Origin of the sequence: Pseudomonas sp. LRP2-20, assembly GCF_024349685.1 — a bacterium.
GTDB lineage: Bacteria > Pseudomonadota > Gammaproteobacteria > Pseudomonadales > Pseudomonadaceae > Aquipseudomonas.
This window is the reverse complement of sequence record NZ_AP025944.1, coordinates 3,695,144-3,721,556: the sequence shown is the minus strand read 5'-3', so window position 1 is coordinate 3,721,556 and position 26,413 is coordinate 3,695,144. Positions and strand designations below refer to the sequence as shown.

23 protein-coding genes are annotated in these 26,413 nt (G+C 62.7%); 17 read left to right on the top strand and 6 right to left on the bottom strand.

The window, feature by feature from the left end:
- Nucleotide 1: 1 nt before the first annotated feature.
- The 4 genes from OCX61_RS16495 to OCX61_RS16480 all read left to right on the top strand — a co-directional run bounded on the left by OCX61_RS16495 (nt 2) and on the right by OCX61_RS16480 (nt 4,962).
- Nucleotides 2–1,318, top strand: coding sequence for an MFS transporter (locus tag OCX61_RS16495; RefSeq protein WP_261940472.1), 1,317 nt, complete (start codon nt 2–4; stop codon nt 1,316–1,318).
- 182 nt (nt 1,319–1,500) lie between these two features.
- Nucleotides 1,501–2,211 carry a YebC/PmpR family DNA-binding transcriptional regulator gene (locus OCX61_RS16490; RefSeq protein ID WP_054883200.1) on the top strand — a complete coding sequence of 237 codons (711 nt, stop codon included), beginning with the start codon at nt 1,501–1,503 and terminating at the stop codon, nt 2,209–2,211.
- 191 nt (nt 2,212–2,402) lie between these two features.
- Entirely contained in the window at nt 2,403–3,347 is a 945-nt protein-coding gene (locus OCX61_RS16485; protein WP_261940471.1) for a LysR family transcriptional regulator, read from the top strand.
- Nucleotides 3,348–3,549: 202 nt separating this feature from the next.
- Entirely contained in the window at nt 3,550–4,962 is a 1,413-nt protein-coding gene (locus OCX61_RS16480; RefSeq protein ID WP_261940470.1) for a DOPA decarboxylase, read from the top strand.
- A 135-nt stretch (nt 4,963–5,097) separates the two neighbouring features.
- On the opposite strand, the gene OCX61_RS16475 is transcribed toward OCX61_RS16480, so the two are convergent.
- The gene (locus OCX61_RS16475; RefSeq protein ID WP_261940469.1) at nt 5,098–6,471 is read right to left on the bottom strand and encodes an MFS transporter; all 1,374 of its coding nucleotides are present in this window, start codon (nt 6,469–6,471) and stop codon (nt 5,098–5,100) included.
- A gap of 480 nt (nt 6,472–6,951) precedes the next feature.
- On the opposite strand from OCX61_RS16475, the gene quiC reads away from it, so the two are divergent.
- The 4 genes from quiC to OCX61_RS16455 all read left to right on the top strand — a co-directional run bounded on the left by quiC (nt 6,952) and on the right by OCX61_RS16455 (nt 10,367).
- A complete protein-coding gene (gene quiC / locus OCX61_RS16470) occupies nt 6,952–8,859 on the top strand; it encodes a 3-dehydroshikimate dehydratase QuiC (protein WP_261940468.1) in 1,908 nt (635 codons plus the stop codon).
- A gap of 311 nt (nt 8,860–9,170) precedes the next feature.
- Nucleotides 9,171–9,662 carry a chalcone isomerase family protein gene (locus tag OCX61_RS16465; RefSeq protein WP_261944326.1) on the top strand — a complete coding sequence of 164 codons (492 nt, stop codon included), beginning with the start codon at nt 9,171–9,173 and terminating at the stop codon, nt 9,660–9,662.
- A gap of 12 nt (nt 9,663–9,674) precedes the next feature.
- On the top strand, nt 9,675–10,208 hold the full coding sequence (locus OCX61_RS16460; RefSeq protein ID WP_261940467.1) for a DUF3833 domain-containing protein: 534 nt from the start codon (nt 9,675–9,677) through the stop codon (nt 10,206–10,208).
- A gap of 21 nt (nt 10,209–10,229) precedes the next feature.
- Nucleotides 10,230–10,367: a DUF2256 domain-containing protein gene (locus OCX61_RS16455; protein WP_261940466.1), complete on the top strand. Its 138-nt coding sequence runs from the start codon at nt 10,230–10,232 to the stop codon at nt 10,365–10,367.
- 91 nt (nt 10,368–10,458) lie between these two features.
- On the opposite strand, the gene OCX61_RS16450 is transcribed toward OCX61_RS16455, so the two are convergent.
- Complete coding sequence (locus tag OCX61_RS16450) at nt 10,459–10,707, bottom strand: CsbD family protein (protein ID WP_054887296.1); 249 nt, start codon at nt 10,705–10,707, stop codon at nt 10,459–10,461.
- A gap of 190 nt (nt 10,708–10,897) precedes the next feature.
- On the opposite strand from OCX61_RS16450, the gene OCX61_RS16445 reads away from it, so the two are divergent.
- The gene (locus tag OCX61_RS16445; protein ID WP_261940465.1) at nt 10,898–11,578 is read left to right on the top strand and encodes a dihydrofolate reductase family protein; all 681 of its coding nucleotides are present in this window, start codon (nt 10,898–10,900) and stop codon (nt 11,576–11,578) included.
- A 38-nt stretch (nt 11,579–11,616) separates the two neighbouring features.
- Nucleotides 11,617–12,288, top strand: coding sequence for a TetR/AcrR family transcriptional regulator (locus tag OCX61_RS16440; RefSeq protein ID WP_261940464.1), 672 nt, complete (start codon nt 11,617–11,619; stop codon nt 12,286–12,288).
- Between the two features lie 6 nt (nt 12,289–12,294).
- On the opposite strand, the gene OCX61_RS16435 is transcribed toward OCX61_RS16440, so the two are convergent.
- Complete coding sequence (locus OCX61_RS16435; protein WP_261940463.1) at nt 12,295–13,302, bottom strand: GlxA family transcriptional regulator; 1,008 nt, start codon at nt 13,300–13,302, stop codon at nt 12,295–12,297.
- Between the two features lie 139 nt (nt 13,303–13,441).
- Here OCX61_RS16435 and OCX61_RS16430 point away from each other — a divergent pair, with 139 nt between their 5' ends.
- Nucleotides 13,442–13,912: an FAD/FMN-containing dehydrogenase gene (locus OCX61_RS16430; protein ID WP_261940462.1), complete on the top strand. Its 471-nt coding sequence runs from the start codon at nt 13,442–13,444 to the stop codon at nt 13,910–13,912.
- A gap of 56 nt (nt 13,913–13,968) precedes the next feature.
- Here OCX61_RS16430 and OCX61_RS16425 read toward each other — a convergent pair whose 3' ends face one another.
- Nucleotides 13,969–14,787, bottom strand: a complete 819-nt coding sequence (locus OCX61_RS16425; RefSeq protein WP_261940461.1) for an HDOD domain-containing protein — start codon at nt 14,785–14,787, stop codon at nt 13,969–13,971.
- 251 nt (nt 14,788–15,038) lie between these two features.
- On the opposite strand from OCX61_RS16425, the gene OCX61_RS16420 reads away from it, so the two are divergent.
- Complete coding sequence (locus OCX61_RS16420; protein ID WP_261940460.1) at nt 15,039–15,251, top strand: PLDc N-terminal domain-containing protein; 213 nt, start codon at nt 15,039–15,041, stop codon at nt 15,249–15,251.
- Between the two features lie 41 nt (nt 15,252–15,292).
- Here the strand turns inward: OCX61_RS16420 and OCX61_RS16415 are convergent, their stop codons facing one another.
- The gene (locus OCX61_RS16415; protein WP_261940459.1) at nt 15,293–15,619 is read right to left on the bottom strand and encodes a hypothetical protein; all 327 of its coding nucleotides are present in this window, start codon (nt 15,617–15,619) and stop codon (nt 15,293–15,295) included.
- Nucleotides 15,620–15,821: 202 nt separating this feature from the next.
- Here OCX61_RS16415 and OCX61_RS16410 point away from each other — a divergent pair, with 202 nt between their 5' ends.
- From OCX61_RS16410 to OCX61_RS16400, 3 genes are all read left to right on the top strand, one after another.
- The gene (locus OCX61_RS16410; protein ID WP_261940458.1) at nt 15,822–16,229 is read left to right on the top strand and encodes a RidA family protein; all 408 of its coding nucleotides are present in this window, start codon (nt 15,822–15,824) and stop codon (nt 16,227–16,229) included.
- Between the two features lie 156 nt (nt 16,230–16,385).
- On the top strand, nt 16,386–16,880 hold the full coding sequence (locus OCX61_RS16405) for a GNAT family N-acetyltransferase (protein ID WP_261940457.1): 495 nt from the start codon (nt 16,386–16,388) through the stop codon (nt 16,878–16,880).
- Nucleotides 16,881–17,019: 139 nt separating this feature from the next.
- Nucleotides 17,020–19,110 (top strand): sensor domain-containing protein, encoded by a 2,091-nt coding sequence (locus OCX61_RS16400; RefSeq protein ID WP_261940456.1) that lies wholly within the window; start codon nt 17,020–17,022, stop codon nt 19,108–19,110.
- A gap of 267 nt (nt 19,111–19,377) precedes the next feature.
- Here the strand turns inward: OCX61_RS16400 and OCX61_RS16395 are convergent, their stop codons facing one another.
- Nucleotides 19,378–20,202, bottom strand: coding sequence for an aldo/keto reductase (locus OCX61_RS16395; protein WP_261940455.1), 825 nt, complete (start codon nt 20,200–20,202; stop codon nt 19,378–19,380).
- A 225-nt stretch (nt 20,203–20,427) separates the two neighbouring features.
- Here OCX61_RS16395 and OCX61_RS16390 point away from each other — a divergent pair, with 225 nt between their 5' ends.
- Nucleotides 20,428–21,306 (top strand): DMT family transporter, encoded by an 879-nt coding sequence (locus tag OCX61_RS16390; protein WP_261940454.1) that lies wholly within the window; start codon nt 20,428–20,430, stop codon nt 21,304–21,306.
- A gap of 412 nt (nt 21,307–21,718) precedes the next feature.
- Complete coding sequence (locus OCX61_RS16385) at nt 21,719–26,404, top strand: Tc toxin subunit A (protein ID WP_261940453.1); 4,686 nt, start codon at nt 21,719–21,721, stop codon at nt 26,402–26,404.
- The last annotated feature ends 9 nt before the right edge of the window (nt 26,405–26,413 follow it).

The window sequence follows — 26,413 nt, the reverse complement described above, 5'->3', positions numbered from 1 at the left end:
AATGAATCAATCACTAGCCGCGTTGAAACGCTGGCGCATGCAGATTTTCGCGATCACCTGGCTGGCCTACGCCGCCTTCTACTTCACCCGCAAAGCCTTCTCGGTGGCCAAGCTCGGCATCGCTGAAGACCCGACGTTCATGCTCGACAAGGCCGCCATGGCCAACCTCGACGCCATCTACCTGGCCGCCTACGCCGTGGGCCAGTTCACCTGGGGCATGCTCGCCGACCGTTTCGGCCCGCGCGTGGTGGTGCTGGGCGGATTGCTGATTTCGGCGGTGGCCGCGGTGGTGATGGGCAGTTACGCGACCTTCCCGATCTTCGCCACCTGCATGCTGATCCAGGGCCTTGCGCAATCCACTGGCTGGGCCGGGCTGTGCAAGAACATCGGCAGCTTCTTCCCGGCCTCGCAGCGCGGGCGGGTGCTGGGGCTGTGGAGTTCGTGCTACGCCTTCGGTGGCCTGGTCGCTTCGCCGTTCGCCGGCTGGTGGGCCTATACACTGGTCGGCACCTGGCATGCGGCATTCTTCTCCAGTGCCGCCGTGGTGGCTGGCGTGGCCGTGCTGTTCTTCTTCCTGCAGCGCAACAAGCCGGAAGACGTCGGCCTGCCGGCGGTCGAACCCGAGCCGCAGAGCATGGCCCCGGCCGGCAACCTGTGCAGCGTCTGGGCGCCGCTGCGCGAGATCCTGCGCAACCGCACGGTGCTGACCCTGGGCTTGGCGTACTTCCTGTTGAAGCCGGCGCGTTACGCCATCCTGCTGTGGGGCCCGGTGATCGTCTTCGAGCAGATGCCATCGGTCGGCAAGGTTGGCGCGGCGATCATCCCCACCGCCTTCGAACTGGCCGGGTTGCTGGGCCCGATCATCATCGGCCTGGCTTCGGACAAACTGTTCGGCGCCCGACGCATGCCGGCCTGCGTGATCAGCCTGGTACTGTTGACCGTGACCCTGGCAGCGTTCATGGCGGCCATGCACAGCGGCAGCATCGTGATGGTGGTGGCCTTGCTGTTCGTCATGGGCCTGACCCTGTACGGGCCGGACTCGATGATCAGCGGTGCGGCGGCAATCGACTTCGGCACGGCCAAGGCTGGCGCCACCGCGGCGGGCTTCGTCAACGGCTGCGGCTCGGTGGGTGCGGTGCTCGGCGGCCTGCTGCCGGGCTACTTCGACAGCGTCACGGTGTTCATCGTGTTCGCCGGTTGCGCGCTGTTCTCGGCCCTGGTGCTGCTGCCGCACTGGAACAGCCGCCCGGCCGGCTCAGCCCAGGCCAATGACGTGGCACCCAACACCAGCATGGCGATCAAGCCACTGCGTACCTGAAGGAACGCAAGCGGTTCGGCGCGGGCCTGGAGCCCGGGTTCGCGCCAGCTGCTCGCTGCGGTAGCCGGCAAGGCCGACAAAGCGTGAGATTACTTGTCGATCCACTGCCTGAGGGCGTATAAACTGCTCCCACTTTTGGCCGGTCGCTTCCTGAACCGGCCGCTGAAACAAAGAGAGTCGACATGGGCGCACAGTGGAAAGCCAAACATAGAGAAACAGCTGCCAATGCCAAGGGCAAGATCATGGGCAAGCTGGCCAAGGAAATCCAGATCGCTGCCAAGTCTGGCGCTGACCCGGACATGAACCCGCGCCTGCGCCTGGCCATCGCCCAGGCCAAGAAAGCCTCGATGACCCGTGAGACCCTTGAGCGTGCGATCAAGAAAGGCGCTGGCCTGGACGGCGACGCGGTGCAGTACCATGCCGTCAGCTACGAAGGCTTCGCGCCGCATCAGGTGCCACTGATCGTCGAGTGCCTGACCGACAACGTCAACCGTACCGTGGCGCAGATCCGCGTGCTGTTCCGCAAGGGCCAGCTGGGCGCCAGCGGCTCGGTGACCTGGGACTTCAACCACGTCGGCCTGATCGAAGCCACCCCGGAAGGCGATGCCGACCCGGAAATGGCCGCCATCGAAGCCGGTGCCCAGGACTTCGAGGAAGGTGAAGAAGAGGGTTCGACCCTGTTCATCACCGACACCACCGACCTGGACGCCGTACAGAAGGCGCTGCCGGAGCATGGCTTCACTGTCACTTCGGCGAAGATCGGCTACACCCCGAAGAACCCGGTGAGCGCGGCCAGCCTGAGTGCCGAAGCACTGGCCGAGGTTGAAGCGTTCCTCGAGGCGATCGACGAGAACGATGACGTGCAGAACGTCTACGTCGGCCTGACCGCCTGATCGTCGGGGCCGCCTTGCGGCCATTCGCGGGCAAGCCCGCTCCCACAGGGACATCACAAGCCATGGCATTGTGGAGTACCTGTGGGAGCAACTGAGCAACTGTCTTGCTCAATTTCTAGAATCTGGCGCGATCCCTGTGGGAGCGGGCTTGCCCGCGAATGGGCCGGTGATGTTCATAGAGGGGAGCCTGCATGAACCCGACTTTCGCCTCCCTCAGCCTCGCCCACCTGCGCACCCTCGACTGCCTCCTGCAGCTCAAGAACCTCAGCCACGCCGCTGACCGCCTGGGTGTCAGCCAATCGGCTCTGAGCCGCCAACTGGCCCACCTGCGCGAAGCCTTCGACGACCCGTTGCTGGTACGCCAGGGCCGCGGCTATGTGCTCAGCGAACACGCCGAAGCCCTGGTCGAACCCCTGCGCCAGGTGCTCGAAGAACTCCAGGCCCTGCGCCAACCCGCCACTTTCGACCCGGCCCGCTGCGAGCGGCGCTTCTGCCTGGCCGCCTCAGACTACGTGGCCGAGCACATGCTGCCGCTGCTGGTGGCCGCGCTGGAGCAGGAGGCCCCGGGCGTGTCCATCGATTACCGTACCTGGCAGGCCGGGCAGTACGCCTTGCTCGCCAGCGGCGAGATCGACCTGGCCACCACCTTGTTCGACGAATCACCGCCCAACCTGCATGGCCGGCTGCTCGGTGAAGACCGCGCGGTGTGCCTGATGCGCCGGGATCACCCGCTGACCACCCTGGCGGTGCTTGGGCAGGACGACTACCTGGCCTGCAAGCACGTGCGCATTTCCGGGGGTGGCGACAAGGACAGCTTCATCGACCGCCACCTGCGTGCCCAGGGGTTGCAGCGGCGGATCAGCCTGGAGGTGCCGTTCTTTTCGGCCACCGTGCAGGTGATCGGCAACAGCCAGGCGCTGGCCACCGTGCCCGAGCACATCGCCCGGCAGCTGTGCCGCCTGCATGGCCTGGCGTGGCGGCCGTTGGGGTTTGTCGAGCATACCCAGCGCTATTGGGTGGTGTGGCACCAGCGCTTGCAGGCCTCGGCCGAGCACCGCTGGTTGCGTAACCGGGTGTTCGAGCTGTGGCGGCAGTCGCAGTTCGGCGTGCAGGGCGGGGTTGCGGGTTTGCCATAGCAGGTATGCGCGAAGCGGGGTTATTCGCCTGGGCGTGGGCGCCTAGACTTGGGGGCATTGTGTTGTCTGCACCGGCCTCTTCGCGGGTAAACCCGCTCCCACAGGATCACCACAGGCCTTGAGGGCAGTGGTGTACCTGTGGGAGCGGGTTTACCCGCGAAGAGGCCGGCGCAGACACAAGATAAACCACAGGAGAGCGCGCGTGACCCCAGAACAATTCCGCCAGTACGGCCATCAGCTGATCGACCTGATCGCCGACTACCGCCAATCCGTCGGCGAGCGCCCGGTCATGGCCCAGGTCGAGCCCGGCTACCTCAAGGCCCAGCTGCCACAAGGCGCTCCACAGCAAGGCGAGCCGTTCGAAGCCATCCTCGACGACGTCAACCAACTGGTCATGCCTGGCCTGTCGCACTGGCAGCACCCGGATTTCTACGGCTACTTCCCGTCCAACGGCACGCTGTCGTCGGTGCTCGGCGACTTCCTCAGCACCGGCCTCGGCGTGCTGGGCCTGTCGTGGCAATCCAGCCCGGCGCTGAGCGAGCTGGAAGAAACCACCCTCGACTGGCTGCGCCAGCTGCTTGGCCTGTCGGCCCAGTGGAGCGGGGTGATTCAGGACACCGCATCCACCAGCACCCTGGTGGCGCTGATCAGCGCCCGTGAGCGAGCCACTGACTATGCCCTGGTACGTGGCGGCCTGCAGGCCGAGGCCAAGCCGCTGATCGTCTATGTCAGCGCCCATGCCCACAGCTCGGTGGACAAGGCCGCGCTGCTGGCCGGCTTCGGTCGCGCCAACATCCGCCTGATCGCCACCGACGCGCAGTTCGCCATGCGCCCGGAGGCGCTGCGGGCTGCCATCGAGCAGGACCTGGCCGCTGGCAACCAGCCCTGTGCCGTGGTCGCCACCACGGGCACCACGACCACCACCGCCCTCGACCCGCTGCGCCCGATCGGCGAAATTGCCCAGGCCAACGGGCTGTGGCTGCATGTCGACTCGGCCATGGCCGGCTCGGCGATGATCCTGCCGGAGTGCCGCTGGATGTGGGACGGCATCGAGCTGGCCGACTCGGTGGTGGTCAACGCGCACAAGTGGCTGGGGGTGGCGTTCGATTGCTCGATCTATTACGTGCGCGATCCGCAGCACCTGATCCGGGTGATGAGCACCAACCCGAGCTACCTGCAGTCGGCAGTGGATGGGGAGGTGAAGAACCTGCGTGATTGGGGGATTCCGCTGGGCCGCCGGTTCCGTGCCTTGAAACTGTGGTTCATGTTGCGCAGCGAGGGTGTGGAGGCGTTGCAGCAGCGCCTGCGGCGGGACCTGGAGAATGCGCGCTGGCTGGCGGAGCAGGTGAATGCAGCGGCGCAGTGGGAAGTGCTGGCGCCGGTGCAGCTACAGACCTTGTGCATTCGCCATCGGCCTGCCGGGCTGGAGGGGGAGGCGCTGGATGCGCATACCAAGGCGTGGGCTGAGCGGCTGAATGCGTCAGGGGTGGCGTATGTGACGCCGGCGACGCTGGAAGGGCGGTGGATGGTGCGGGTTTCGGTGGGGGCCTTGCCGACCGAGCGGGAGCATGTGGAAAAGCTTTGGCTGAACCTGCAAGAAGTGGTTAAAGGCTGATATCGATGGGGCTGCCTTGCAGCCCATTCGCGGGCAAGCCCGCTCCCGAAGGCCACCACAAAGCCAAGGCTTGTGACATCCCTGTGGTAGCGGGCTTGCCCGCGAATGGGCCGCAAAGCGGCCCCTTGCGATTTATCAGTGGCTCACCGCCTGAAAGCTGCCTTTACGGCTGGCCTCGAAGGCTTCCTTCTCCATCGGCTTGGCCTCTGGGTTACCCAGGTCTTCCATCGCCAGACGGTGGGTCTCAGGCGCAATGTAGGCCGCCAGTGCACACACGCAAGTGATGAAGAACGCCAGGCCACCGATCACCAGCGGAATGTTGTCCGAACCCGGTGGCGCCACCAGGGCGAACAGTGCCGGCAGCATGGCAGTCAGCATGGTGCCGATGTTCTGCGCGATGGCCATGGCCGAGACGCGGTAGCGGGTGTGGAACAGCTCCGGGTAGAAGCTTGGGAATACCGCGTTGTAGCCCTGGTAGACCATGCCCCACATCACGATCGAGGTGGCGAAGGCCAGTGGCACGTTCTGGATGCTGATCGCATACAGGTAGACGAAGGCCAGCAGGCCCGAACCCAGGCAGCCAGCGATCATGGTCGGGCGGCGGCCGATCTTGTCGGACAGGTTGCCCACGAACGGGATCACCAGCACCGCGACAATGTTGCCCACCACCGGAATCCACAGGTACACGCTCTTGTCGAAGCCGATGCCGTAGGCCGGTTGTACCGCGTAGGCAGCGCCGAAGATGGTGGCGACCACCGGGATCACGTTCATCAGGGCCATGAACATCACCAGCACCATGTGCTTCCAGCTGTGGCGGAAGGCTTCGCTGATCGGCGACTTGGCAACCTTGTCCTGCTTCTCTTCCTTCACGAACGCTGGGGTTTCGTGCACTTCCTTGCGGATGATGAAGCCTGCGATCAGGACGAAGGCGCTCATCAGGAACGGAATGCGCCAGCCCCAGTCATTGAAGGCTTCGCTCGGCATGAAGTAGGCCAGTGGCAGGAACACTGCCGCCGCCAGTACCTGGCCGGCCTGCACGCCCTGCAAGGTGAAGCTGGCGTAGTACCCGCGCCGGCCGAACGGGGCGTGCTCCATGATCATCGAGCTGGCACCGGAGATCTCACCGGCCACGGCAAAGCCCTGGACCAGGCGCAGCAGTACCAGCAAGGCCGGGGCGAGCAGGCCGATGTCGTGGTAGGTCGGCAGCAGGCCGACGGCCATGGTCGACAGGCCCATCAGGAACATGCACAGCAGCAGAACGTTCTTGCGCCCGCGGGTGTCACCCCAGTGGCCGAGCACGAAAGCGCCGACCGGGCGCGCCAGGTAGCCCACGCCGTAGGTGGCCAGCGAGGCGATGATGGCCATTTTCGGGTCGGTGTTGGGGAAGAAGATCTGCGGGAAGATCAGCGCCGCAGCCTGGGCATAGATGAAGAAATCGTAGTATTCGAGTGCCGAGCCAATCCATCCGCTGGCGGTCGCTTTCTTGGCTTGAGAGCTTGAGTGAGCCATCGTTGTCTCCGTTGTTCTTGTAGGTCGCCGCACGGCTGGCGTCGCCCAGGGGCGGCCAGAGGGAGTGCGATCGCTTGTCGGGAGTAGGGCGTGCGTTATGGCGCGATTGATCGCAGGCGTTGTCTGCAAAGGGAGGACGAACGAGCAGGTGCGGATCGCAGGGCGATGGAGGTGTGCATAGGTCGGTACCCGGTTTATTGAACTTATTATGTGGTGACGCTGGGCTTGTCTGCGCAGGTTGTGCCGAGCGACCGTCAGGGCAGAAGAGGGCGGTCGGTGTGTCTGCGTCTGGGTTCATGTTTGCCTAGGGTTGGCGGTGAATCAATTCGTCAAAATCGGTTTTGTGCGGTAATCGAACGCAAAACTAACCATTTCGTACAAACAGATTGCCGGGCCGACTTTACCTGCGAATAATCAATAGTGCCAAGAACCCCACGAGGTTCTGGTTCGTCGTCCGTCCAATAACAAGGAACTCCCCCCATGCAGCGTTCGATAGCCACCGTGTCCTTGAGCGGCACTCTGCCGGAAAAGCTCGAAGCCATCGCCGCCGCCGGTTTCGACGGCGTCGAGATCTTCGAGAACGACCTGCTGTACTACGCCGGTAGCCCGCGTGAAGTCCGGCAGATGTGCGCCGACCTCGGCATTGCCATCACCCTGTTCCAGCCGTTCCGTGATTTTGAAGGTTGCCGCCGCGACCGCCTGCAGAAGAACCTCGACCGCGCCGAGCGCAAGTTCGACCTGATGCAAGAGCTGGGCACCGACCTGGTGCTGGTGTGCAGCAACGTCCAGGCCGACGCCCTGGGGGATGAACAGATCCTGGTGGACGACCTGCGCCTGCTCGCCGAGCACGCCGGCAAGCGCGGCTTGCGCATCGGTTACGAAGCACTGGCCTGGGGCCGTCACGTCAATACCTACCAGCAAGTGTGGAACCTGGTACGCCAGGCCGACCACCCGGCGCTGGGGGTGATCCTCGACAGCTTCCACACCCTGTCGCTCAAAGGGGACCCGGCGGCGATCCGCGACATCCCCGGCGACAAGATCTTCTTCGTGCAGATGGCCGACGCGCCGATCCTGAACATGGACGTGCTGGAGTGGAGCCGCCACTTCCGCAACTTCCCGGGGCAGGGCGAAATGGACCTGGCCGGCTTCCTCGCGCCGATCCTGGCCACTGGCTACCGTGGCCCGCTGTCGCTGGAAATCTTCAACGATGGCTTCCGCGCCGCGCCGACTCGGCAGAACGCCGCCGACGGCCTGCGCTCGCTGCTGTACCTCGAAGAGCAGACCCGCCTGCGCCTGGAGCAGGAAGGCACCGCCATCGAACCTGGTGTGTTGTTCACCCCGCCGGCCGCCAGTGTCTATGACGGCGTGGAGTTCCTCGAATTTGCCGTCGACGAAGCAGTCGGCGCGCGCCTGGGCGGTTGGCTCAAGCGCCTGGGCTTTGCCGAAGCCGGCAAGCACCGCAGCAAGGACGTGCGCCTGCTGCGTCAGAATGACATCAACATCGTGCTCAATGCCGAGCCATACTCCTTCGGCCACAACTTCTTCGAAGCCCACGGCCCGTCGCTGTGTGCCACCGCCTTGCGGGTGAAGGACGAGCACGCCGCGCTGCAGCGCGCCACCGACTTCCGCGGCCAGCCATTCCGCGGCCTGGTAGGCCCCAACGAATGCGAAGTGCCGGCCGTGCGTGCGCCGGACGGCAGCCTGATCTACCTGGTGGAGCAGGGCAAGGAAGGGCCGTCGCTGTATGACACCGACTTCCGCCTGGACCCGGCCGCCGATGCCAGCGGTGGTTTGCAGCGCATCGACCATATGGCCCTGGCGTTGCCGGCCGAGTCGCTGGACAGCTGGGTGCTGTTCTACAAGAGCCTGTTCGATTTTGCTGCCGACGATGAAGTGGTGCTGCCCGACCCGTACGGCCTGGTCAAGAGCCGCGCCTTGCGCAGCCAGTGCGGCAGCCTGCGTTTGCCGTTGAACATCTCGGAAAACCGCAACACCGCCATCGCCCATGCGCTGTCCAGCTATCGCGGTTCGGGCGTGCATCACATCGCCTTCGATTGCGCGGACATCTTCAAGGAAGTTGCCCGGGCGAAGGAGTCTGGCGTGCCGTTGCTGGAAATTCCGCTGAACTACTACGACGACCTCGCGGCGCGCTTCGATTTCAACGACGAGTTCCTCAGCGAACTGGCGTACTACAACGTGCTGTACGACCGTGATGCCCAGGGTGGCGAGCTGTTCCACGTGTACACCGAACCGTTCGAAGAGCGCTTCTTCTTCGAGATCATCCAGCGCAAAGGTGGCTATGCCGGGTATGGTGCCGCGAACGTCGCGGTACGCCTGGCAGCGATGGCCAAGCGGCGTAGCGGGGCGGCGCGCAAACCGGTCTTGTGATCATCGGTCGAGCGCTTGCCTGATCCCCATCCCTGTGGGAGCGGCGGTTCGGCGCCCCGACTTGCCCGCGAAGAAGGCGACTCGGTGCATGGCACCGGCTTCGCCGGTGTTCGCGGGCGAGCCCGCTCCCACAGGGATCGCGCCAGATTCTGGAAATTGAGCAAGACAGTTGCTCCCACAGAGACAGTGCGGGCTTCAGAAATAGCCTCAAAAATCTATACAAAATACTACTCTTGTATAGAAATCCCTCCGGTGCACCGCCCGTGGCACTCAAACCTTCGGCCATTAGCGCACTCACCCTGGTCACTGTGATGATCCTGAGCCAGTCCGCCTCCGCTGACTGGCAGTCCTCCCTGCCCAGCGCGAAACTCTCGGGCAGCGGCGATTTCACCTGGTTCGGCCTGCGTCTCTACACCGCCCGCCTGTGGCGCGCCGGTACCGCGTGGTCCTGGGCCGAGCCGTTCGCCCTCGAACTGACCTACCACCGGGCGCTTTCCCGGAACACCTTGGTGCAGGCCAGCATCGAAGAAATGCAACGGCTGGCGAAGCCGCCATTGGCCAGCGATACCATCGAGCAGTGGTCCGCCACCCTGTCTGAAGCCTTCGTGGATGTGCGCCCCGGCATGCGCATCACCGGCTTGTACCTGCCCGGCCACGGTTGCCGCTTCTATGTCGATGGCCAGCTCAGCCTGGAAGTGACCGACCCGGCCTTGGCCCGTGCGTTCTTTGCCATCTGGCTGGACCCCCGGTCCCGCGATGCGCAGCTGCGCGAACGTCTGCTGGGGGTTGCTGCAAACGACTGAGGAGGCTTAAGCATGTACAAGGCGTTGCTGATGATCGCCTGCCTGCTACTGGGCAGTTGCAAGGTGGGTGTCGAGCATTATGCCCAGGAGCAGCCGCGCCTGGACCTGGCGGCGTTCTTTTCGCAGCCGGTGCAGGCCTGGGGCCTGTTCCAGAAGCCCTCGGGCGAAGTGGTCAAGCGCTTCAAGGTGCGCATCGACAGTCGCCGTGAAGGCCAGCGACTGATCCTCGACGAGCACTTCGTGTACAGCGATGGCACGCGCCAACAGCGCATCTGGACGTTGACCCCCGACGGCCCGAACCGTTGGCGCGGCACGGCCGGTGATGTGGTTGGCGTGGCCGAGGGCGAGGTGGCGGGTAACGCGCTGCACTGGCGCTACCGCCTGGACTTGCCGGTCGATGGCCGGCACTGGACGATGGACATGGACGACTGGATGTACCTGATGGACGAGAATACCCTGATCAACCGCACCCGTATGAGCAAGCTGGGCATCGAGGTCGGGCAGATCAGCCTGTTCTTCCGTCGCGTGCCGTCAGGCACTCCGTGACACGCGGATAGGCCTAAGCCGTTGCCGAGCAAGGTCTGCTCCGCCTGTGGCCTGCCGTTCAGCTGGCGCAAGCGTTGGGCGCGATGCTGGGACCAGGTGCGCTACTGTTGCGAACGCTGCCGCCGATCAGCGAAACGGCAGCTCAGCTGCGCCTGCTAATGCCCATGAGCCCGGGCCGCCGGACGGTGCTCGGTCTCATGGGCGCTGCAAGCCTTTCTATGTCTGATGGCCGAACGCTTTGCGCTGCAAATCAGCGCCGCAACAGTCGACTGACAACCAGCGCAAGCCCTGCTGCCACAGCCAGCGCCGTCAGCGGCTTCTCCCTTACAAATGTGGAAACGTTATCCAGTGCATCACCATAGCTTTTGGTGAGCTGGCCCGATGCCTGGCGCGCATTTCCCTCCGCTTCCAGGGCCGGATCTTCCAGCCACTTGCCGGCTGCGCTCTGCGCCTTGCCGGCCACCTTTTCTGCAACACCTTCGATCTGTTCACGTTTCATTGATCAAACCTTCCTGTGAATGGCATTGGGCTTATCGCACAGGGTTAGGGGGCAGCAACGGTGGCTTAGTTCCAACGGCGCAACGGCGGGGTTGGCATTCATGCTCCGCCGGGGACCACATCCTGGTCATCTACACTTATGTGGCTCTTCTGTTCAGTGAGCGTGAACCATCCGCAGCGAGAGGCAGTTCATGAGCAAGGTATTCGTCAACATCGGCCTGAGCCTTGACGGCTATATGGCCCCGGAAGGCATGGACATCGCGCACTGGGAAAACCCCGGCTACAAGCAGTGGGGCGCCAGGTGGGGTGAGCTGATGGGCTGGATCCTCAAGCAGCAGTACTTTCGCGAGAACCTCATGTTCGCCTCGGGCGGCGAGACAGGACCGGTCAACGACATGCTCCGCCACACCCTCGAGCGCACCGGCGCGGCCATCATGGGCAAGCGCATGTTCGACCAGGGCGAGCGCAGCTGGCCAGAGCAAGCACCTTTCCATTGCCCGGTGTACGTGCTCACCCACGAAAAGCGCGAACCGTGGGTGCGGCCGGGCGGCACGACGTTCCACTTCTGCAACGATGGGCCAGCGCAAGCCCTCCAGAAGGCCAGGGCGGTTGCAGGTGGGCGCGACATTCGCATCTCCGGTGGCGCGGACGTGATACAGCAGTACCTGCGCATGGATGCCATCGACGAACTGGAAATCGCCTTGGCCCCGGTGCTTTTGGGCAGTGGCAGACGCCTCTTCGAGAACCTGCAGGAGCCGGTGGCGAAGTTCCGGATCGACAAGGTATTGCATACCCCAGATGCCACACACCTGCGCTACCTGCGAGCCTTCGACCAACAGCCCGCTTCCCTGCATCCCCCCACTCACGGATAATCCCTCTCCAATTCCAATAATCACCCCCGTGAGCCCCCATGACCGACCCCGTAGCCCCCCTCAGCCCGCCTGAACCCTCGGCTACGCGCCAACCGCGCAAGAACAACCCCGAGAAAACCCGCGAGGACATCCTCCAGGCTGCCATCAACGAGTTCGTCCAGCAGGGCCTGGCCGGCGCGCGCGTGGACGCCATCGCCGAACGCACGGCCACTTCCAAGCGCATGATCTACTACTACTTCGGCAGCAAGGAGCAGCTGTACGTCGAGTGCCTGGTCAAGCTCTATGGCGACATCCGCAAGACCGAGCAGAGCCTGGATCTGGAGAAGCTGCCGGCCGAGCAGGCGATCCGCCGGCTGGCCGAGTTCACCTTCGACCACCACGACCGCAACGTCGATTTCGTGCGTATGGTGTGCACCGAGAACATCCACTACGGCGAATACGTCAAGAAGTCCCCGGCCATCCGCGAGATGAGCAGCCTGGTGCTGCAGGCATTGGGCAGCACCCTGGAGCGTGGCGTGCAGGAGGGCGTGTTCCGCCCAGGCATCGAGGTCATCGACCTGCACATGCTGATGAGTTCGTTCTGTTTCTACCGGGTGTCCAACCGCCACACCTTCGGCGACATCTTCCAGATCGACCTGGGTGAAGAGCAGGTCAAGCAGCGCCACCGGCAGATGATCTGCGACGTGGTGCTCAACTACATCCGCGCCTGAACCCGCTTACTCGCCCAGCCGTTGTTCACGTGACGGTGGGTAGCCGAAGTAGGCGGCGTAGCACTTGCTGAAGTGCGACACCGAGACAAAGCCGCAGGCCACTGCCACTTCCATCACCGACAGGTCGGAGTACTGCAGCAGGCGGCGGCTCTTGGTGATGCGCAGTTCCATGTAGTAGCGCCGCGGCGAGGTGCCGAGCTGGGCCTGGAACAGGCGGTCGATCTGCCGGCGCGAGCGGCCGCTGTAGGCAGCCAGCTGGTCGAGGCTGAGGGTCTCCTCGAGGTTGTTTTCCATCAGCTCGACGATGGTGCGCAGGTGCAGGCTCATGGACTTTTTCGCCCCGGGGCCGACCTGGCGGTAGCGGGCACCAGAGAACGACAGGATTTCCTCCACGCCCTCGGCCAGGCCGTCGCCGTACAGGCGGCGCACCAGGCCGAGCATCAGCTCCATGGCGCCGTTGGGGCTGGCGGCGCTGAGGCGGTCGCGGTCGAGGGTGAAACTGGCCGGGGTGATGCGGGTTTGCGGGCTGCGCTCGGACAGGCTGGCGCGTTGTTCGGGGTGGATGCTGCAGCCATAGTCATTGAGCACGCCAGCACGGCCGAGGAACCAGGCACCGTTCCACAGCCCGCCCAGTGCCATGCCATGGGCGGCACAGTCGTCCAGCAGGCGGTCGAGCTCGGGGTATTTCAGCGGCGTGCGCAGGCCTCCGCAGACGATCAGCAGGTCGAGTTCCTTGAGTTCGTTGGCGGACAGCTCGCTGGCGACCAGTTCCAGGCCCAGGTCGCTCAGCACCCGGTCACCCTTGAGCGACAGCGGGGTGAAGCGGAAGCTGTCGGCGCGCAGCAGGTTGGCGGTGACCAGCACGTCCATGGCCACGGTGAAGCTGGCCATCGAGAAGTGCTCGAGCAGGATGAAGTCGACGCGGTAGGGGGCCTCGGGGCTGCCGGCGCTGGCCTTGAGCCGCAGCATGTTGCTGGTGCTGGTCTTCTTGCTGAACTGGCGTGGTGTGGGCACTCTGGACTCCGCTTCCTGGCTGGCCGGCAGAGTGTGGCGGGAGCGTGCGGGAAAGACAATCGCCGGCGGGCCTGTGTCGTATTGCAGGTCGTGTTGAGGCAAGTGGGCTATGCTGGCGCCTCTGTTCTGGAGAGCCTCGATGAGATACGCCATTGCATTACTGATCGGTTTGCTGCCATTGCTGGCCAGTGCTCTGGAGACCGGCGAGCGGTTGGCACCGTGGACGCTGCTTGACCAGTACGACCAGCCTTACAGCCTGAATGCCGATACCCACATTCTGCTGGTGGCGCGCGACATGGATGGCGCCAAGCTGGTCAAGGCCGCCCTTGCCGATACGCCCAAGGGCTATCTGGAGGCGCGCGATGCGGTGTTCGTCGCCGATATCCAGGGGATGCCGGTGCTGGTCAGCAAGCTGTTCGCCATACCGGCGATGCGCGATTACAGCTACCGGGTGATGCTCGACCGCGAAGGCCGTGTTGCCAGCCGCTATCCGGGGCAGGCAGGGCAGGTGTTGTGGCTGCAGGTGAACGATGGGGTGTTGGTGAGCCAACAGGTATTTGCCGATGCCCAGGCGCTGAAAGTTGCCTTGGCGCACGTGCCGGGCCGTTGAGTTGACCTGCAGCGGCCTGTTCGCGGCGTCGAACCGCCGCGAACAGGCCCGTGCAGTCAGGCTAGGTAGTCGGTGAAGGCCTTGTCCTGCTCCAGCATGAACGGCAGCTTTTCAAACAGCAAGTCAAGGTCGACCTCCTCGAACAGCGGGCCGCCCAGGGCATCGCGTGCTTCGTCGGTCGGCCCACCGTGCTGCTCCAGCGCATCGAACACCTCCATCGCCTGGGCGATGACCCGTGCATAGGGCTGGCCATCGGGCGCCAGGTGTGGTTGCGCCTGGTAACGGATGGCCGCCTGCAAGGTCTGCGGCAGGTTCCAGCGCTTGGCAAGCTCGGCGCCGACTTCCGGGTAGCCGAAGCCCAGTTGCTGGGTTTCGCTGGCAGCGCGGCCGGTGGTGCCACTGGCCCCTTTGATGCGTGCGGCGTATTCCGGCGCGCCGGTCTGGATCAACAGCTCGCCGATGTCGTGCATGACCCCGCAGGTGAATGCCACTTCACCGTCAAGCCCGGCCTGGCGGGCCAGCAGGCGGCTGATGCTGGCAACCTGGAAACTACGCCCCCAGAACACCTTGAGTTTGAAGCCAGGCGCCGACTTGAAAGCCCCGGTCACGGCCGACGCCAGCACCAGCGTGCGCAGCACGTTGAAGCCCAGGCGCATCGCCGCATCCTCGATACTGGCGGACTCACGGGCACCCTTGAAGCGCGCCGAGTTGGCCAGGCGCAACACCTTGGCGGCGATCACCGGGTCGCGCTCGATGCTGCGCGCGACCTTCTCGAGGCTTTCGTGGGGGTTGTCGAATTGCTGGACCAGCTCCAGGGCCACCTGGGGAATGCTGGGGAGGGTGTGCAACTGCGCAAACAGCGTATTGATATCCATGGCAAGACGCTCTTCGTCCGGTGGGACTTTAAACGATAGGCAAGATTTCGCCGTCTGCATGCCGCTGGTCCGGCTTAAGCACGATGTCGTAGGCCACTGGGGTGATCGGTTTGCGCAATAGCTACCGCCTGTATGACGAGCACGCGGTGTTCGTCAACGCGGTATCCCAAGCCTTGCACCGATAGCAAATCCGAATGAACCCTCACCGCTGGCAGTAACCCAACCCCTTACATGCCAACGGGAGAGTGCTTATGGAAATCGGAACGATCTGGATCATGGTCGCGGCCTTGGTCATCCTGCTGGAAATTTTGGCCATCTGGCACATCATCGGTAGCGAACGGCGTGCAGAGCGCAAGATGCTGTGGATCGTGTTCGTGGTCTATGCGCCGTTCCCGGGGTTGCTGCTCTGGGCTTGGCGCGGGCCGCGGGCGGTGAAGGGCAGGGCGGTGCTGCAGGAAAAATGACGGTGGCGGTATCAGGCGCGGGGCGCCTGATACCGGGTGCCTCAGTCGGGGGTAATGCCGATCTTGATGGCCGGGTCGAGGCCGCTGACCATCAGGCTGCCGGCAAAGCTGACCGTGTTCTCCACCTCCAGTGCCTTGAACTGGGCACGGATGAGGGTACGCATCGACTTGCCGGCTTCTCGGCGTTTTTCATCAGCCGTACCTGGAGACAGGACCAGCTCACCGTGTAGCGTGGTTTCGACTTTGCCGACGGTCTTCCAGCCCATCTTTTCACGCAGGTGGGCACGCGCGACAGCGGCGTCACCTTCGTGTTCATTGTTCACAGGGCTGATGGTGTAGGCGAGTTGAAACGCGTAGGGCTTGCTCATGGCTTTTCCTTCAGTGAAGCGGCGCTGCGCCGCGGCTCTGGCCTCCGTGCCGGGAACTGCAATCTAGCGAACTGCGCGGCGCAATCCTACATACGCGGTGTTGAGCTTCTGTACAGTAATAAAGAAATTTCCTACGGCATCTTGACCTCTACCTAACTCGAGCCAACAGACTCGGACGCTCATTCACACGAAGGAGCGTTCCATGACCCGCGCATTTCAACTGTCCAATCCACAAGGCCTGTACGACCCCAGTGCCAATGCCTATTCCCACGTGGCCGAGGTCAGCGCCGGCAGCCGGCTGCTGTTTATTGCCGGGCAGGGCGGGGAGGATGCCGCTGGGCAGCTTTCCCCCGAATTCGCTGAACAGGCCCGCCAGGCGTTGGCCAATCTGCAGACTGCACTGGCCTCGAAGGGGGCAACGTTGGCACAGGTGTTCAAGCTGACGTTGCTCATTGTCGATCACAGCGAGGCGCGGTTGGCGCAATGGGTGGCCGAGGCGGATCGGGCTTGGGGAGGGTGCATGAAACCGACGTGCACGCTGATACCGGTGCCGCGCCTGGCGCTGGATGGCATGCTGGTGGAGATCGAGGCTGTGGCGGCAGTGGCATAAGCCTGTGACGGCCAATTCGCGGGTAAACCCGCTCCCACAGCTACTGTGCAGAACTTAGCCCAATGACGAACCTGTGGGAGCGGGTTTACCCGCGAATTGGCCGTCACAGGTCAAACAAAAGCCTTAGAATGGCCTTTTCCCTGAGCCCTCCGCGCCATGCCGCCCATCGAACTGCTGCCCACCACCCCCGACCAGGCCGAACTGATCCGTAACCTCTATCAGTTCTACGCCTATGAGTCCTCCGACTGGGAGCAGGAGGATGTCGAGGTGGACGGCCGTTTCTACATCCACGAAGAGCACCTGCAGCGCTACTGGCAGTCCCCGGGCTGGAGCGCCAGCCTGGTGCTGGTGGACGGTTTCATCGCCGGTTTCGTGCTGGTCGAGCGCAGCGAGTTACCCGGCATCGAGGCGCTGGAGCTGGCCGACCTGTTCATCCTCAAGCGCTATCGGCGCCAGGGCATCGGCCGCGCGGTGGCCAACCAGTTGCTCTCCAGCCCCGGCGACTGGCTGCTGCGGTGCTATACCCTGGACCCGCTTGCAGTGGCATTCTGCAAGGCCGTGGTGGCTCAGTTGCAACGGCCGGTGCAGCAAATTTTCCCCGACGACGAGCCGGACCTGCTCACCTACCAGGTGTCTTCCGTCCTCCACTGACGGCGGACTGATGCGGCAAAATTATGTGACCCACTTCACAAAATCGACTCGCAAGGCATAATGCCAGCACGGCTTTTCAAGACCCGGCCCCTCTGGCCCGGGGCTCCTTTCGTGCACGTCGCAGGTTCAGGTAAATTTCATGTCGCTAGTCTCAAGCCCCGACATCATGTACCGGCTGTTGATCCAGAGCGTGGTGGACTATGCCATCTACCTGCTCACCCCTGACGGTATTGTCGCCAACTGGAACCCCGGCGCCCAGCGGGCCAAAGGCTACCGCGCCGAAGAAATCGTCGGTCAGCATTACTCGCTGTTCTACAGCGAAACCGAGCGTGCCGCTGGCTTGCCGCAGCAGAACCTGGAGCAGGCCCGCAACACCGGCCGCTTTGAAGAGATCGGTGCGCGCTTGCGCAAGGATGGCACGGCCTTTCACGCCCATGTGGTGATCGAGGCGGTTCGTGACGATAACGGCCAGCTAGTCGGCTTCGCCAAGGTGACCCGCGACATCTCCGAACGTCGCCAGCAGGAGCTGGAGCTGCTGCAGGCCAAGGAGCTGGCCGAGCAATACAGCCAGGAAATGGCCAACCTGTCGCAGTTCCTCGACTCGGTGATCGCCAACATCCCCGCCAGCGTCATCGTCCAGGACCTTGAAAGCCAGCGCATTCTGCTCGCCAACCAGCAAGCCGAGCGCCTGTTCGGTGGCGGTGGCAAGCCGATGATCGGCCACACGCCCGGTGAGTGCCTGGCGCCGGCCGCGGCGGACTACCTGGAAACCCAGCTCAGCCGCGGTGCACGCAGCAGCAAAGGCTTTGCCGCCGAAACCCGGGTCGATACCGCCTGTGGCCCGCGCACCCTGCGCAGCCGCGCCTTGCTCAGCCAGAAATGCGAGGGCCAGGCCGATTACGTGCTGTTCGTCGCCGAAGACGCCACCGAAGAGCTGGCCGCCCACGCGCAGATCCACCACATGGCCCACCACGACGCGCTCACCGGGCTGCCCAACCGCACCTTGTTCCACGAGCGCCTCAAGCAGGCCCTGGTGCGCGGCCAGGAGAACGACAAGCTCACCGCTGCGCTGTGCCTGGACCTGGACAACTTCAAGAACATCAACGACTCCCTCGGCCATGCCTTCGGTGACAAGCTGCTGCGCGCGCTGGGCAAGCGCCTGCGCCGCGAGCTGCGCGAGCACGACACCCTGGCCCGGCTGGGCGGTGACGAATTCGCCGTGGTGCTGACCCACCTGGACAGCCGCGAAGCCGCCTGCAGCACCGCCAAGCGCCTGATCGAGGCGATCTGCCCGCCGTTCCAGATCGAGGGCCACCAGTTCTCGGTGGGTGTCAGCATCGGTATCGCCATTGCCCCCGAGGATAACGACCAGGCCGAACAACTGCTCGGTTACGCCGACATGGCCTTGTACGAGGCCAAGCGCAACGGCCGCAACCGCTACGAGTGCTTCCACCTCGAACTGGATGTCGCCGCCCGCCAGCGCCGCCTGGTGGAAACCGACCTGCGCACCGCCCTGCACCTGGGGCAGTTGCACCTGCACTACCAGCCGGTGGTGGATCAGCAGACCAGCAGCGTGACCGGCTACGAAGCGCTGCTGCGCTGGGAGCACCCGACCCGGGGCATGGTCATGCCCATGGACTTCATCCCCATCGCCGAGGAAACCGGGCTGATCCACGAACTTGGCACCCGGGCACTGAACCTGGCCTGCCAGGAGGCGGCCAGCTGGGGGACCGAGCAGACCGTGTCGGTGAACCTGTCGCCGGTGCAGTTCAAGAACGCCAACCTGGTGCACACCGTGACCCTGGCCCTGGCCGACTCGGGGCTGGCGCCGCAGCGCCTGGAGCTGGAGATCACCGAGTCGGTGCTGCTGGGCAATAGCGAGGAAAACGTGCGTACCCTGCGCGCGCTGAAGGACCTGGGCGTGTCGATTTCGCTGGATGACTTCGGCACCGGTTATTCGTCGCTGGGGTATCTGCGTTCGTTCCCGTTCGACCGGATCAAGATCGACAAGTCGTTCGTGCATGACATGTGCGACAGCCGCGAGGCGATGTCGATCATTCGCGCGATTACCGAGCTGTCCAACAGCCTGATGATCAAGACCACGGCCGAAGGGGTGGAGTCGGAGGAACAGATGCAGCGGCTGCGGGCGGAAGGGTGTTCGCACTTCCAGGGCTACCTGTATGGGCGCCCGGCGCCAGCCAGTGAGCGATTGAAGCAGGTCTGTGTGTAGCGTTTGAAGGCCTGGGGGCTGCTTCGCCGCGGTTCTATTGCTCAATTTCTGAAAGCTGGCGCGATCCCTGTGGTGGGAGCCGCGCTTGCCGGCGATGGGCCGCGAAGCGGCCCCGGCAATTTATGCAACAACCTTGAAATCGTGGGGCCGCTTCGCGGCCCATCGCCGGCAAGCGCGGCTCCCACCAGTACAGCGCATGCTTGGACGCTGGTGACAATCCTGTGGTAGCCGGGCTGCCGGCGCCCGGCGATAGGGCCTTTGCAGGTTTCAGCTGTTCCAGTCGGGCGCAAAGTCCGGGCTGACCACCCGCTGATCCTTCGGCAACCCGGCAATCAGTGCCCGGTCGGCATCATCCAGCCGCACCTGCAGCGCCGCCAGGTTGGCCAGCTGGTTCTCCCGGCTGCTGGCCTTGGGAATCACCGCCACGCCATCCTGGTCCAGCAGCCACTTCAACGCCACCTGGCTCGGCAGCACGCCATGCTTGCGCGCGACCTCGCGGATCACCGCCTGCTCCGCCGCACGGCCACGGGCCAGCGGGGTATAGGCGGTCAGCAGCAGGTCATGTTGGCGGGCGTAGTCGAGCAGCGGTTGCTGGTTGAGCAACACGTGGTATTCGACCTGGATCGCCGACAGTGGCGCACCCAGTTCCTCGACCACCTTGCGCAGCAGGCCGAGCGGGAAATTGGCCACGCCGATGCTGCGCGCCTTGCCTTCATCGCGCAGGGCCACCAGGGTTTCGATGCTGCGGGCCAGGTCCCAGTCCTTGCCGGGCCAGTGAATGTGGAACAGGTCGACCTGCTCGGTGCCCAGCGCGCGCAGGCTGTCTTCCAGCGACTGGCGCATGGCTTTTGGCTCCAGGCGGTCCCACCAGACCTTGGTGGTCAGGTGGATCTGCTCGCGCGGTACGCTGCTGTCGCGCAGGGCCTGGCCGACGGCAGCCTCATTGTTGTAGGCGGTGGCCGTGTCGACGTGCCGGTAACCCAGCTCCAGCGCCTGGTGCACGGCACGGGTGCATTCGTCGCCAGTCATCGGCCAGGTGCCCAGGCCGATGCAGGGCAGGTCGAGGCCGTTGCGGGTGGTGAGCCGTTGCATGAAAACTCCTTGTTCGTGGTCGAGGGTCCGTCACCGATGGTGCGCGTTTTGCCGGGCACGGACCATGCAGCGGGGGTGGAAAGTGGTCGATCAGCGAACGGAATGGCATAGGTCCCATGCAAAGCGCGGAAATGATCTTCCTCAAGTCGTCGTATCTCTTCTAGAATCCGTGCTGTCGCACCTTCCCCTGGCGCAGCATGCAGCCGCGCCACCGTCGAGAACGCCATGAGTTCCAGCACACCGCTGTCCGGAGTCAACCAACCCCTGCGCGGCATCGCCCTGGTGGTGGTGGCGACGTTCCTGTTCGCCAGCCACGATGCCTTGTCCAAGTTCCTCGGTGGCCTGTACCCGATCGTCATGGTGGTGTGGGCCCGTTATGTGGTGCACACGCTGCTGATGGCCGGGATCTTCCTGCCCAAGTCGGGCCTCAATGTGCTGCGCACCCGTCGCCCGGTGCTGCAGACCTTGCGCGCGCTGAGCCTGCTGAGCACCAGCCTGCTATTCACCACCGGCCTGCAGTACCTGCCGCTGGCCGAGGCGACCTCGGTCAACTTCCTCGCGCCGGTGCTGGTCACTGCGCTGTCGGCGCCGTTGCTCAAGGAGCGGGTGACAGCTGGGCAGTGGGTGGCGGTGGTACTGGGCTTCATCGGTGTGCTGGTGGTGGTGCACCCCGGTGGCGCGATGTTCACCCCGGCCATCCTGTACCCGTTCGGTTCGGCGCTGGGCTTCTGTTTCTACCAGCTGCTCACGCGCATCCTCGCGGCTTACGACAGCCCGACCACCAGCAACTTCTACGCCGGGCTGTGCAACACCCTGGTGATGAGTGCACTGGTGCCGTTTTTCTGGGAAGTACCGCGCTGGGACCATGCGCTGCTGATGCTGGCCCTGGGCGGATTCGGCATGAGTGCGCACCTGCTGCTGACCCAGGCCTTCCGCCATGCCGCGCCCGCGCTGCTGGCACCGTTCAGCTACTGCCAGATCGTGTTTGCCGGGTTGTTGGGGCTACTGATCTACCGCCAGGTACCCGACAGCGCCAGCCTGTTGGGCATCGCCATCATCTGCCTGAGCGGCTTGGGTGCGGCCTGGATGCAGCGCAAGAAGTGAAAGGCATCTGTTTGGCTTGAAATTGTCGGGGCCGCTATGCGCGGCCAAGGCCCTGTCAGGCCCATTGGCAGGCGGTCCACATCGGGTTAAGGGCTGCCGCGCATAGGCCCCTTGCTCAGGCGAGCCCTGCTTTCCCACAAACCGATGGTTGCGCCGCCGCCTTATTGGTCAACTCTTCGTCACCGGCCTGCAGACCGGGGTATTTTCCTTGCTGAAGCTGCGGTTGATGGATCGTTCCCTGCCCGGGCAGTGAGGGTAGCAAATACCCAAGTAGAACAGCCCTTTTAATCCATGAATTGAGGATCGTCACCTATCAGTTCTGTCAGTTTCAGGCTTCGACAAGCAAGGCTAGTCTGGGCCTGACTGAGCTCCACCGTTAATGGCGTGGGGCGGCTAACTATAGGTGTCGGACATGGCTGAAGATCACGTTGGAAGGCTGCTGAGCGAAATTCTGCAAACAGAGCCGGCCATCCAGTTCAGCGTCAGTATCGACTCGCTTGCGTCAACGACGATCGACAGCCTTCAGCAAAAGTCCGCTAGAGAGTTGGTGAGCGCAGTGCCTGGACTGAGCTTGAAGCAGGCAGGACAGTTGAAGGGACGCCTGGATGTTGCCATGGCGGCCATGATGCGGGCATTCCGCGAGCAGCGCACCAGTGGGCTTGCCAGGCGTGCCGCCGATGAACTCAAGGGGCTGTTGGATATCTGTGCCGGGCCGACATTCGAGCACTTGTTCTATCCACCCTGGGGTACGTATACGTACCCTGAAGCGATAGATGCCACCACCTCGCCTGTCGCTTACCTTATGGATCTCTTGTATTTCATTCGAGACCATCTCGAATGTCGAGGCGATCCTGACAAGAGCGTGTCTTTGAGAACACGCCGACCCGACCTCTACGCCATGCGCCTCGATGAGGACGCCATGAACCGCGTGCTGCTGCAGATCGAAGTGGTCATAGACGTACTGGAACGCTTGATCGAGGAACACGACCCGCTTGATGTCAGTGTGGATGACAAGCTGCTCCACGTGCGTTATCCCATGCGGACGTTTCCCTACGAAGAGTACTGGCAGCAGATAAAGACGGTCTTTGCGTTCAACCAAGTGAAGTTCAGCGACATGACGCGCCTCTCCGATGTGCGGGCGCCTTATTTTATACAGCCGGGGGCGCATTCCTCCTGGTCTGATGTCGCCTTGCAGCAGGACTCGGAGTTGGGGCCTGCCTTGCGCGCACTGTTGATCGAACCTGCTTATTTTGGCAGTAGCGGTACGGGTGGTATTCGTTTCGATCCCCGCAGCCGCAAGCTGCTGGCGCTGCCAGCAGTGACTGCCGAGCAGAAGCACCAGCGTGCCGTTGATGACAGTGAGCAGTTCTTCAAGACCAACTTCGGGGTCGATGGCCACCATGACCTGCTGAACGTGCTGAGCTTTTGCCAAGCATTGCAAATTGACCGTCTTGAAATGGAATCGCTGTTCGGCCTCGGGGCGCATGCACCTGTTCGTTCGTTGAATGCACCGGCCCCCTCCGGCGGTGTATCCGAGGGCGACACTGAAGTATCACCCGCTCATTTTGGCGCACGCTTCATCAACAGTGGATATGACCAACCCGTTGCAGTGGCCGGCGACGCCAAAACCCCCGGAAAGCATATATTCCTGCATTTGAATGAAGACCGCTGTGATCGTGTTAACCGTCTGGTACGACTGGCTGCAAACCTGCAGTTGACTTACGCCGAGACCGATCAATTGGTCTGTGCCGCCATCGATGCCGAACACCACGCTTTCAGTATTATCGGTCGCTTGTCCGCCCTTCAAGTGCTGACGTTGACGCCCAACACGATGAGAGCGATTGGCCTTTTCCAAGATCTGCGTACGCGCTTTGACTGTACCGCCGAAACGTTCGCTGCGCTGCTGGGGAACCTGTCGGTTTTCGCCGTTGGCACCACCAAGAGCCAGTTCGACCGAATATTCAACAGCGGTAATCTGGCCCCCCTGAAACTCGATGGCCAGGCTTTCAGCATGAGCCGGGACGATGCGCCCGACGACCGTACGGTGGAACAACTGTGCAATGGTCTGGGCATTGACATTGAAACATTCCGTTATCTGGCACGGCTGGTTTCGCAGGGGCAAGGGTCGCAAAGATTACACCGCGATTTACCCACGGTCAGTGCCTTCTACCGGGTGACGGCGCTGGCGGAGTTGCTGTCGGTCACCAGCATTGAGCTTCTCTCGTTGCTGGAGGTCCTAAGACCACAAGGCCATTATGCCCTGCTGCTCGTCGATAAGCCTCGTAGTGCTATGTACGAGCACTTTGAACAGGCAGACACCATCAGCGTGATCCATGCCGTCATCCAGTGCGTCATATGGTGCAAGGCCCAGAACATGCCGATCAGCTGGTTGGTACAGCAAGTGCTACCGCTGGAAAATAACGAAGTGGTGCTAGAGGACATCACGGCGTTGTTCTACGGCATCAAGAGCAATCTTGTACCGTTTCAGGACTTCAATCTCTTGCTGAGCGAAGCTGGCGTGACGCCATTGCGTGTGGGGGACTGGCACTCGCAGTTGAGCCAGATCGTCGATGAAAAAGGCCTGATTACTGAGTCCGGTAACGTCGAGGAAGATTTCGATACCGAGCAGTATGAGAACTTTGCCCGACGGGAAATCGCCGTTGCCATCAAACAGCTCATGGGTGTCGAAGAAGACGCCGAGCCGCCTGCGGAGAAAAAACAGGAGCCGGCCTTGCCTGAGCTGACCGAGGATGAGTTCGGTCGGCTCCGGGATCTGATCCTCAGTGTCGTACTGCGCATCCGTACGCAGCAATGGGGTGTAGCACAGGAGCACCTGTCGCAGTTTTTGCGTGTGAACAATGATGTGGTCATTTCACTGATCTATTGGGCCGGTGAGAAGGCGCATAGCCTGTTAAAGACGGCGTCGACTTTCGACCCTGAGCAAGCGCAATCCGTAGCCATCAAAGCGGTGCTGCCATTTATCCATCGCCTGCGGCGATGCGCCGAAGTTGCAAACCGTTACTCATTGAGCCCGGCGTTGTTTTCCTCCTTGCTGGTGCGTTCCCGACAATCGCGATTCAGCGTTGTCTCGACCGATCTGACCCTGCACACGCTCTACTATCTCGAGCGTTATACATACTGCCTGCGCGCTGGCAGGCAAACCGAGGAGCAACTGCTGGCCTATTTCGCCCTGGTCGAAGGTGTGGGCGATATGTCAGACACGGAAGCCCCTCTGATCAGGGATGCGGCCGCCGAAAAAATCGCGGAGTGGCTTGGGTGGGGGGTACGCGAAGTATTCGATGTAGCCGCCAAGGTCGCCCCTGATGACGGGATCATACGCTCCCTGGACCAGCTGTGCGTGCTGGTTGCGACGCGAGAAATGAGTAGTAGAACGGGCTTGAGTGCGACGTCACTGTTGAAGCTCAGCCGCTTGAGTTCGCATGATGATGTGTCGCGCTATCGAGATGCCGCCGAGCAGATGCTCAGCAGTCTGTATCACGAGCGTACGCAAGAGCGGCGTGACGACAGCGAGCTGCGTCAGAGCTTGTCCCCTCACTGCCTGGTTGCCAGCCCAAGGCTGGTCGCCAAGTCGAAACAAATGACCAAGATTACCCTCAGACTGCTGGACCTGAATAACGAGCCTGTTCCGAGGATCAGGGTGAACTGGTCAACCACCCTTGGCATTCTGCATGCTGAGTTCAGTTACACCGATGAGCAGGGCGAGGCGTCAGTTGAACTGGAAGCCGGTGATGAGCTAGGTGTTGCCCATGTCACGGCGCACTATCTGCTAGATAGCAAGGCCACCGCTCAGCCCATTGAAATAGATTGTGATGAGGGAAGTTTGACCATGAAGCCTCTGGATCCGGAACCACCCGAATGGGTGCTCGCCGGCAATCAGGGGACGTATACCTTACGTGCCCGGCTGGTAGACCGGTATGACAATCCGGCGGTCAACCGTTTGGTCATCTGGACCGCCGAGCACGGTGTTTTCGTCGACAGTTTTGGCGAGACACTGACAGACCTCGAGGGTTACAGCACCATCAAGTTGCGCAGCCTCGACCCCGGTAGTGGCAAGGTAACCTGGGCATACGTCCACGACAGGGGGAGCCCGGCCTATTTAACGCTCACATTCCGTGATCAGCCTTATATCTTCGCCTTTACGTTGGCTTCTTCGGCCGTGGCGAGTGAACCGATCAAGGTCATGGCTTCGGTGCTGTCGCTTAATGACAAACCCATTGCCGATCAAGTGCTGGAATGGGAGTGCACGGGGGCTGATTTGATTGATGCCGTCCCTGTGACCGATGACAAAGGTCTGGGGCACGCCACACTGCTCACCGCCACGAGCGGCGAGGTGGAGGTCAACGTGAGGCTGGTCAGGAAGGAAGACAAGCCAGATGAATATGTGAGCAAGTCACTTAAGATTCAGGTGCTCAAGGATGCGAAGTTCACGAACGCTCGGCAAAGTCTTGTCTGGCCAGAGGCTGATGGTATCCAAGCCGCCGAATATGAAATACAGGTAATGACCTCCGATGAGGCGGCCATACCTGTGGCTCGTTATCCGGTGACCTGGTCTGTGGATGAAAAGAGCGTGGAGTCAGAGGTGATTCCGACTGGGCCTGATGGCATTTCACGGTATCTGCTCAGAAGCAGCAAACCGCAAACTCAAACGGTCAACGCGTCGAAGGATGAATTGCAGGAAAAGTTCGATCCAATCGTCTTCATACCGCCACTGGAGGTCGAAATTCTATTCGAAGGCCAGGAGGCACAAAATCCGATCATCATCGTTCAATCTGGCGCCGACTATTGCCTTACGTATCGCCTGGCCCAGGGCCACCCGCTGTTGGCCGAACCGGCAAATCTCCTGTATTTCGGGCGCCGGTCCGCGCACTCTTTGGGCCTGAAGTTCACACCGACGCTGGGTACAGCTACCGAGTTTAAGGGCGAGAGGGAAGTTAGCTGGACGATCACCTGTGAGGCGATGGAGTGGCTGGAACCTGTAGACAAGAATGGCGTGGATGCAGTGCTTGGTATCTCGCATGGCAATCTTCGGGCACCCGTGAAAATTCCTATCCGAGTGATCCCTGCGCCTCAAGGATAGTACGGTCTT

What these genes read in the sequence shown, in the direction of transcription:
- OCX61_RS16390 (WP_261940454.1), top strand. Translation starts at nt 20,428, where the DNA reads ATGAGTTCCAGCACACCGCTGTCCGGAGTCAACCAACCCCTGCGCGGC.
- OCX61_RS16440 (WP_261940464.1), top strand. Translation starts at nt 11,617, where the DNA reads ATGACCGACCCCGTAGCCCCCCTCAGCCCGCCTGAACCCTCGGCTACG.
- OCX61_RS16400 (WP_261940456.1), top strand. Translation starts at nt 17,020, where the DNA reads ATGTCGCTAGTCTCAAGCCCCGACATCATGTACCGGCTGTTGATCCAG.
- OCX61_RS16415 (WP_261940459.1), bottom strand. Translation starts at nt 15,619, where the DNA reads ATGAGCAAGCCCTACGCGTTTCAACTCGCCTACACCATCAGCCCTGTG.
- OCX61_RS16495 (WP_261940472.1), top strand. Translation starts at nt 2, where the DNA reads ATGAATCAATCACTAGCCGCGTTGAAACGCTGGCGCATGCAGATTTTC.
- OCX61_RS16485 (WP_261940471.1), top strand. Translation starts at nt 2,403, where the DNA reads ATGAACCCGACTTTCGCCTCCCTCAGCCTCGCCCACCTGCGCACCCTC.
- OCX61_RS16395 (WP_261940455.1), bottom strand. Translation starts at nt 20,202, where the DNA reads ATGCAACGGCTCACCACCCGCAACGGCCTCGACCTGCCCTGCATCGGC.
- OCX61_RS16450 (WP_054887296.1), bottom strand. Translation starts at nt 10,707, where the DNA reads ATGAAACGTGAACAGATCGAAGGTGTTGCAGAAAAGGTGGCCGGCAAG.
- OCX61_RS16465 (WP_261944326.1), top strand. Translation starts at nt 9,171, where the DNA reads ATGATCCTGAGCCAGTCCGCCTCCGCTGACTGGCAGTCCTCCCTGCCC.
- quiC (WP_261940468.1), top strand. Translation starts at nt 6,952, where the DNA reads ATGCAGCGTTCGATAGCCACCGTGTCCTTGAGCGGCACTCTGCCGGAA.
- OCX61_RS16405 (WP_261940457.1), top strand. Translation starts at nt 16,386, where the DNA reads ATGCCGCCCATCGAACTGCTGCCCACCACCCCCGACCAGGCCGAACTG.
- OCX61_RS16430 (WP_261940462.1), top strand. Translation starts at nt 13,442, where the DNA reads ATGAGATACGCCATTGCATTACTGATCGGTTTGCTGCCATTGCTGGCC.
- OCX61_RS16460 (WP_261940467.1), top strand. Translation starts at nt 9,675, where the DNA reads ATGTACAAGGCGTTGCTGATGATCGCCTGCCTGCTACTGGGCAGTTGC.
- OCX61_RS16490 (WP_054883200.1), top strand. Translation starts at nt 1,501, where the DNA reads ATGGGCGCACAGTGGAAAGCCAAACATAGAGAAACAGCTGCCAATGCC.
- OCX61_RS16385 (WP_261940453.1), top strand. Translation starts at nt 21,719, where the DNA reads ATGGCTGAAGATCACGTTGGAAGGCTGCTGAGCGAAATTCTGCAAACA.
- OCX61_RS16420 (WP_261940460.1), top strand. Translation starts at nt 15,039, where the DNA reads ATGGAAATCGGAACGATCTGGATCATGGTCGCGGCCTTGGTCATCCTG.
- OCX61_RS16445 (WP_261940465.1), top strand. Translation starts at nt 10,898, where the DNA reads ATGAGCAAGGTATTCGTCAACATCGGCCTGAGCCTTGACGGCTATATG.
- OCX61_RS16425 (WP_261940461.1), bottom strand. Translation starts at nt 14,787, where the DNA reads ATGGATATCAATACGCTGTTTGCGCAGTTGCACACCCTCCCCAGCATT.
- OCX61_RS16475 (WP_261940469.1), bottom strand. Translation starts at nt 6,471, where the DNA reads ATGGCTCACTCAAGCTCTCAAGCCAAGAAAGCGACCGCCAGCGGATGG.
- OCX61_RS16410 (WP_261940458.1), top strand. Translation starts at nt 15,822, where the DNA reads ATGACCCGCGCATTTCAACTGTCCAATCCACAAGGCCTGTACGACCCC.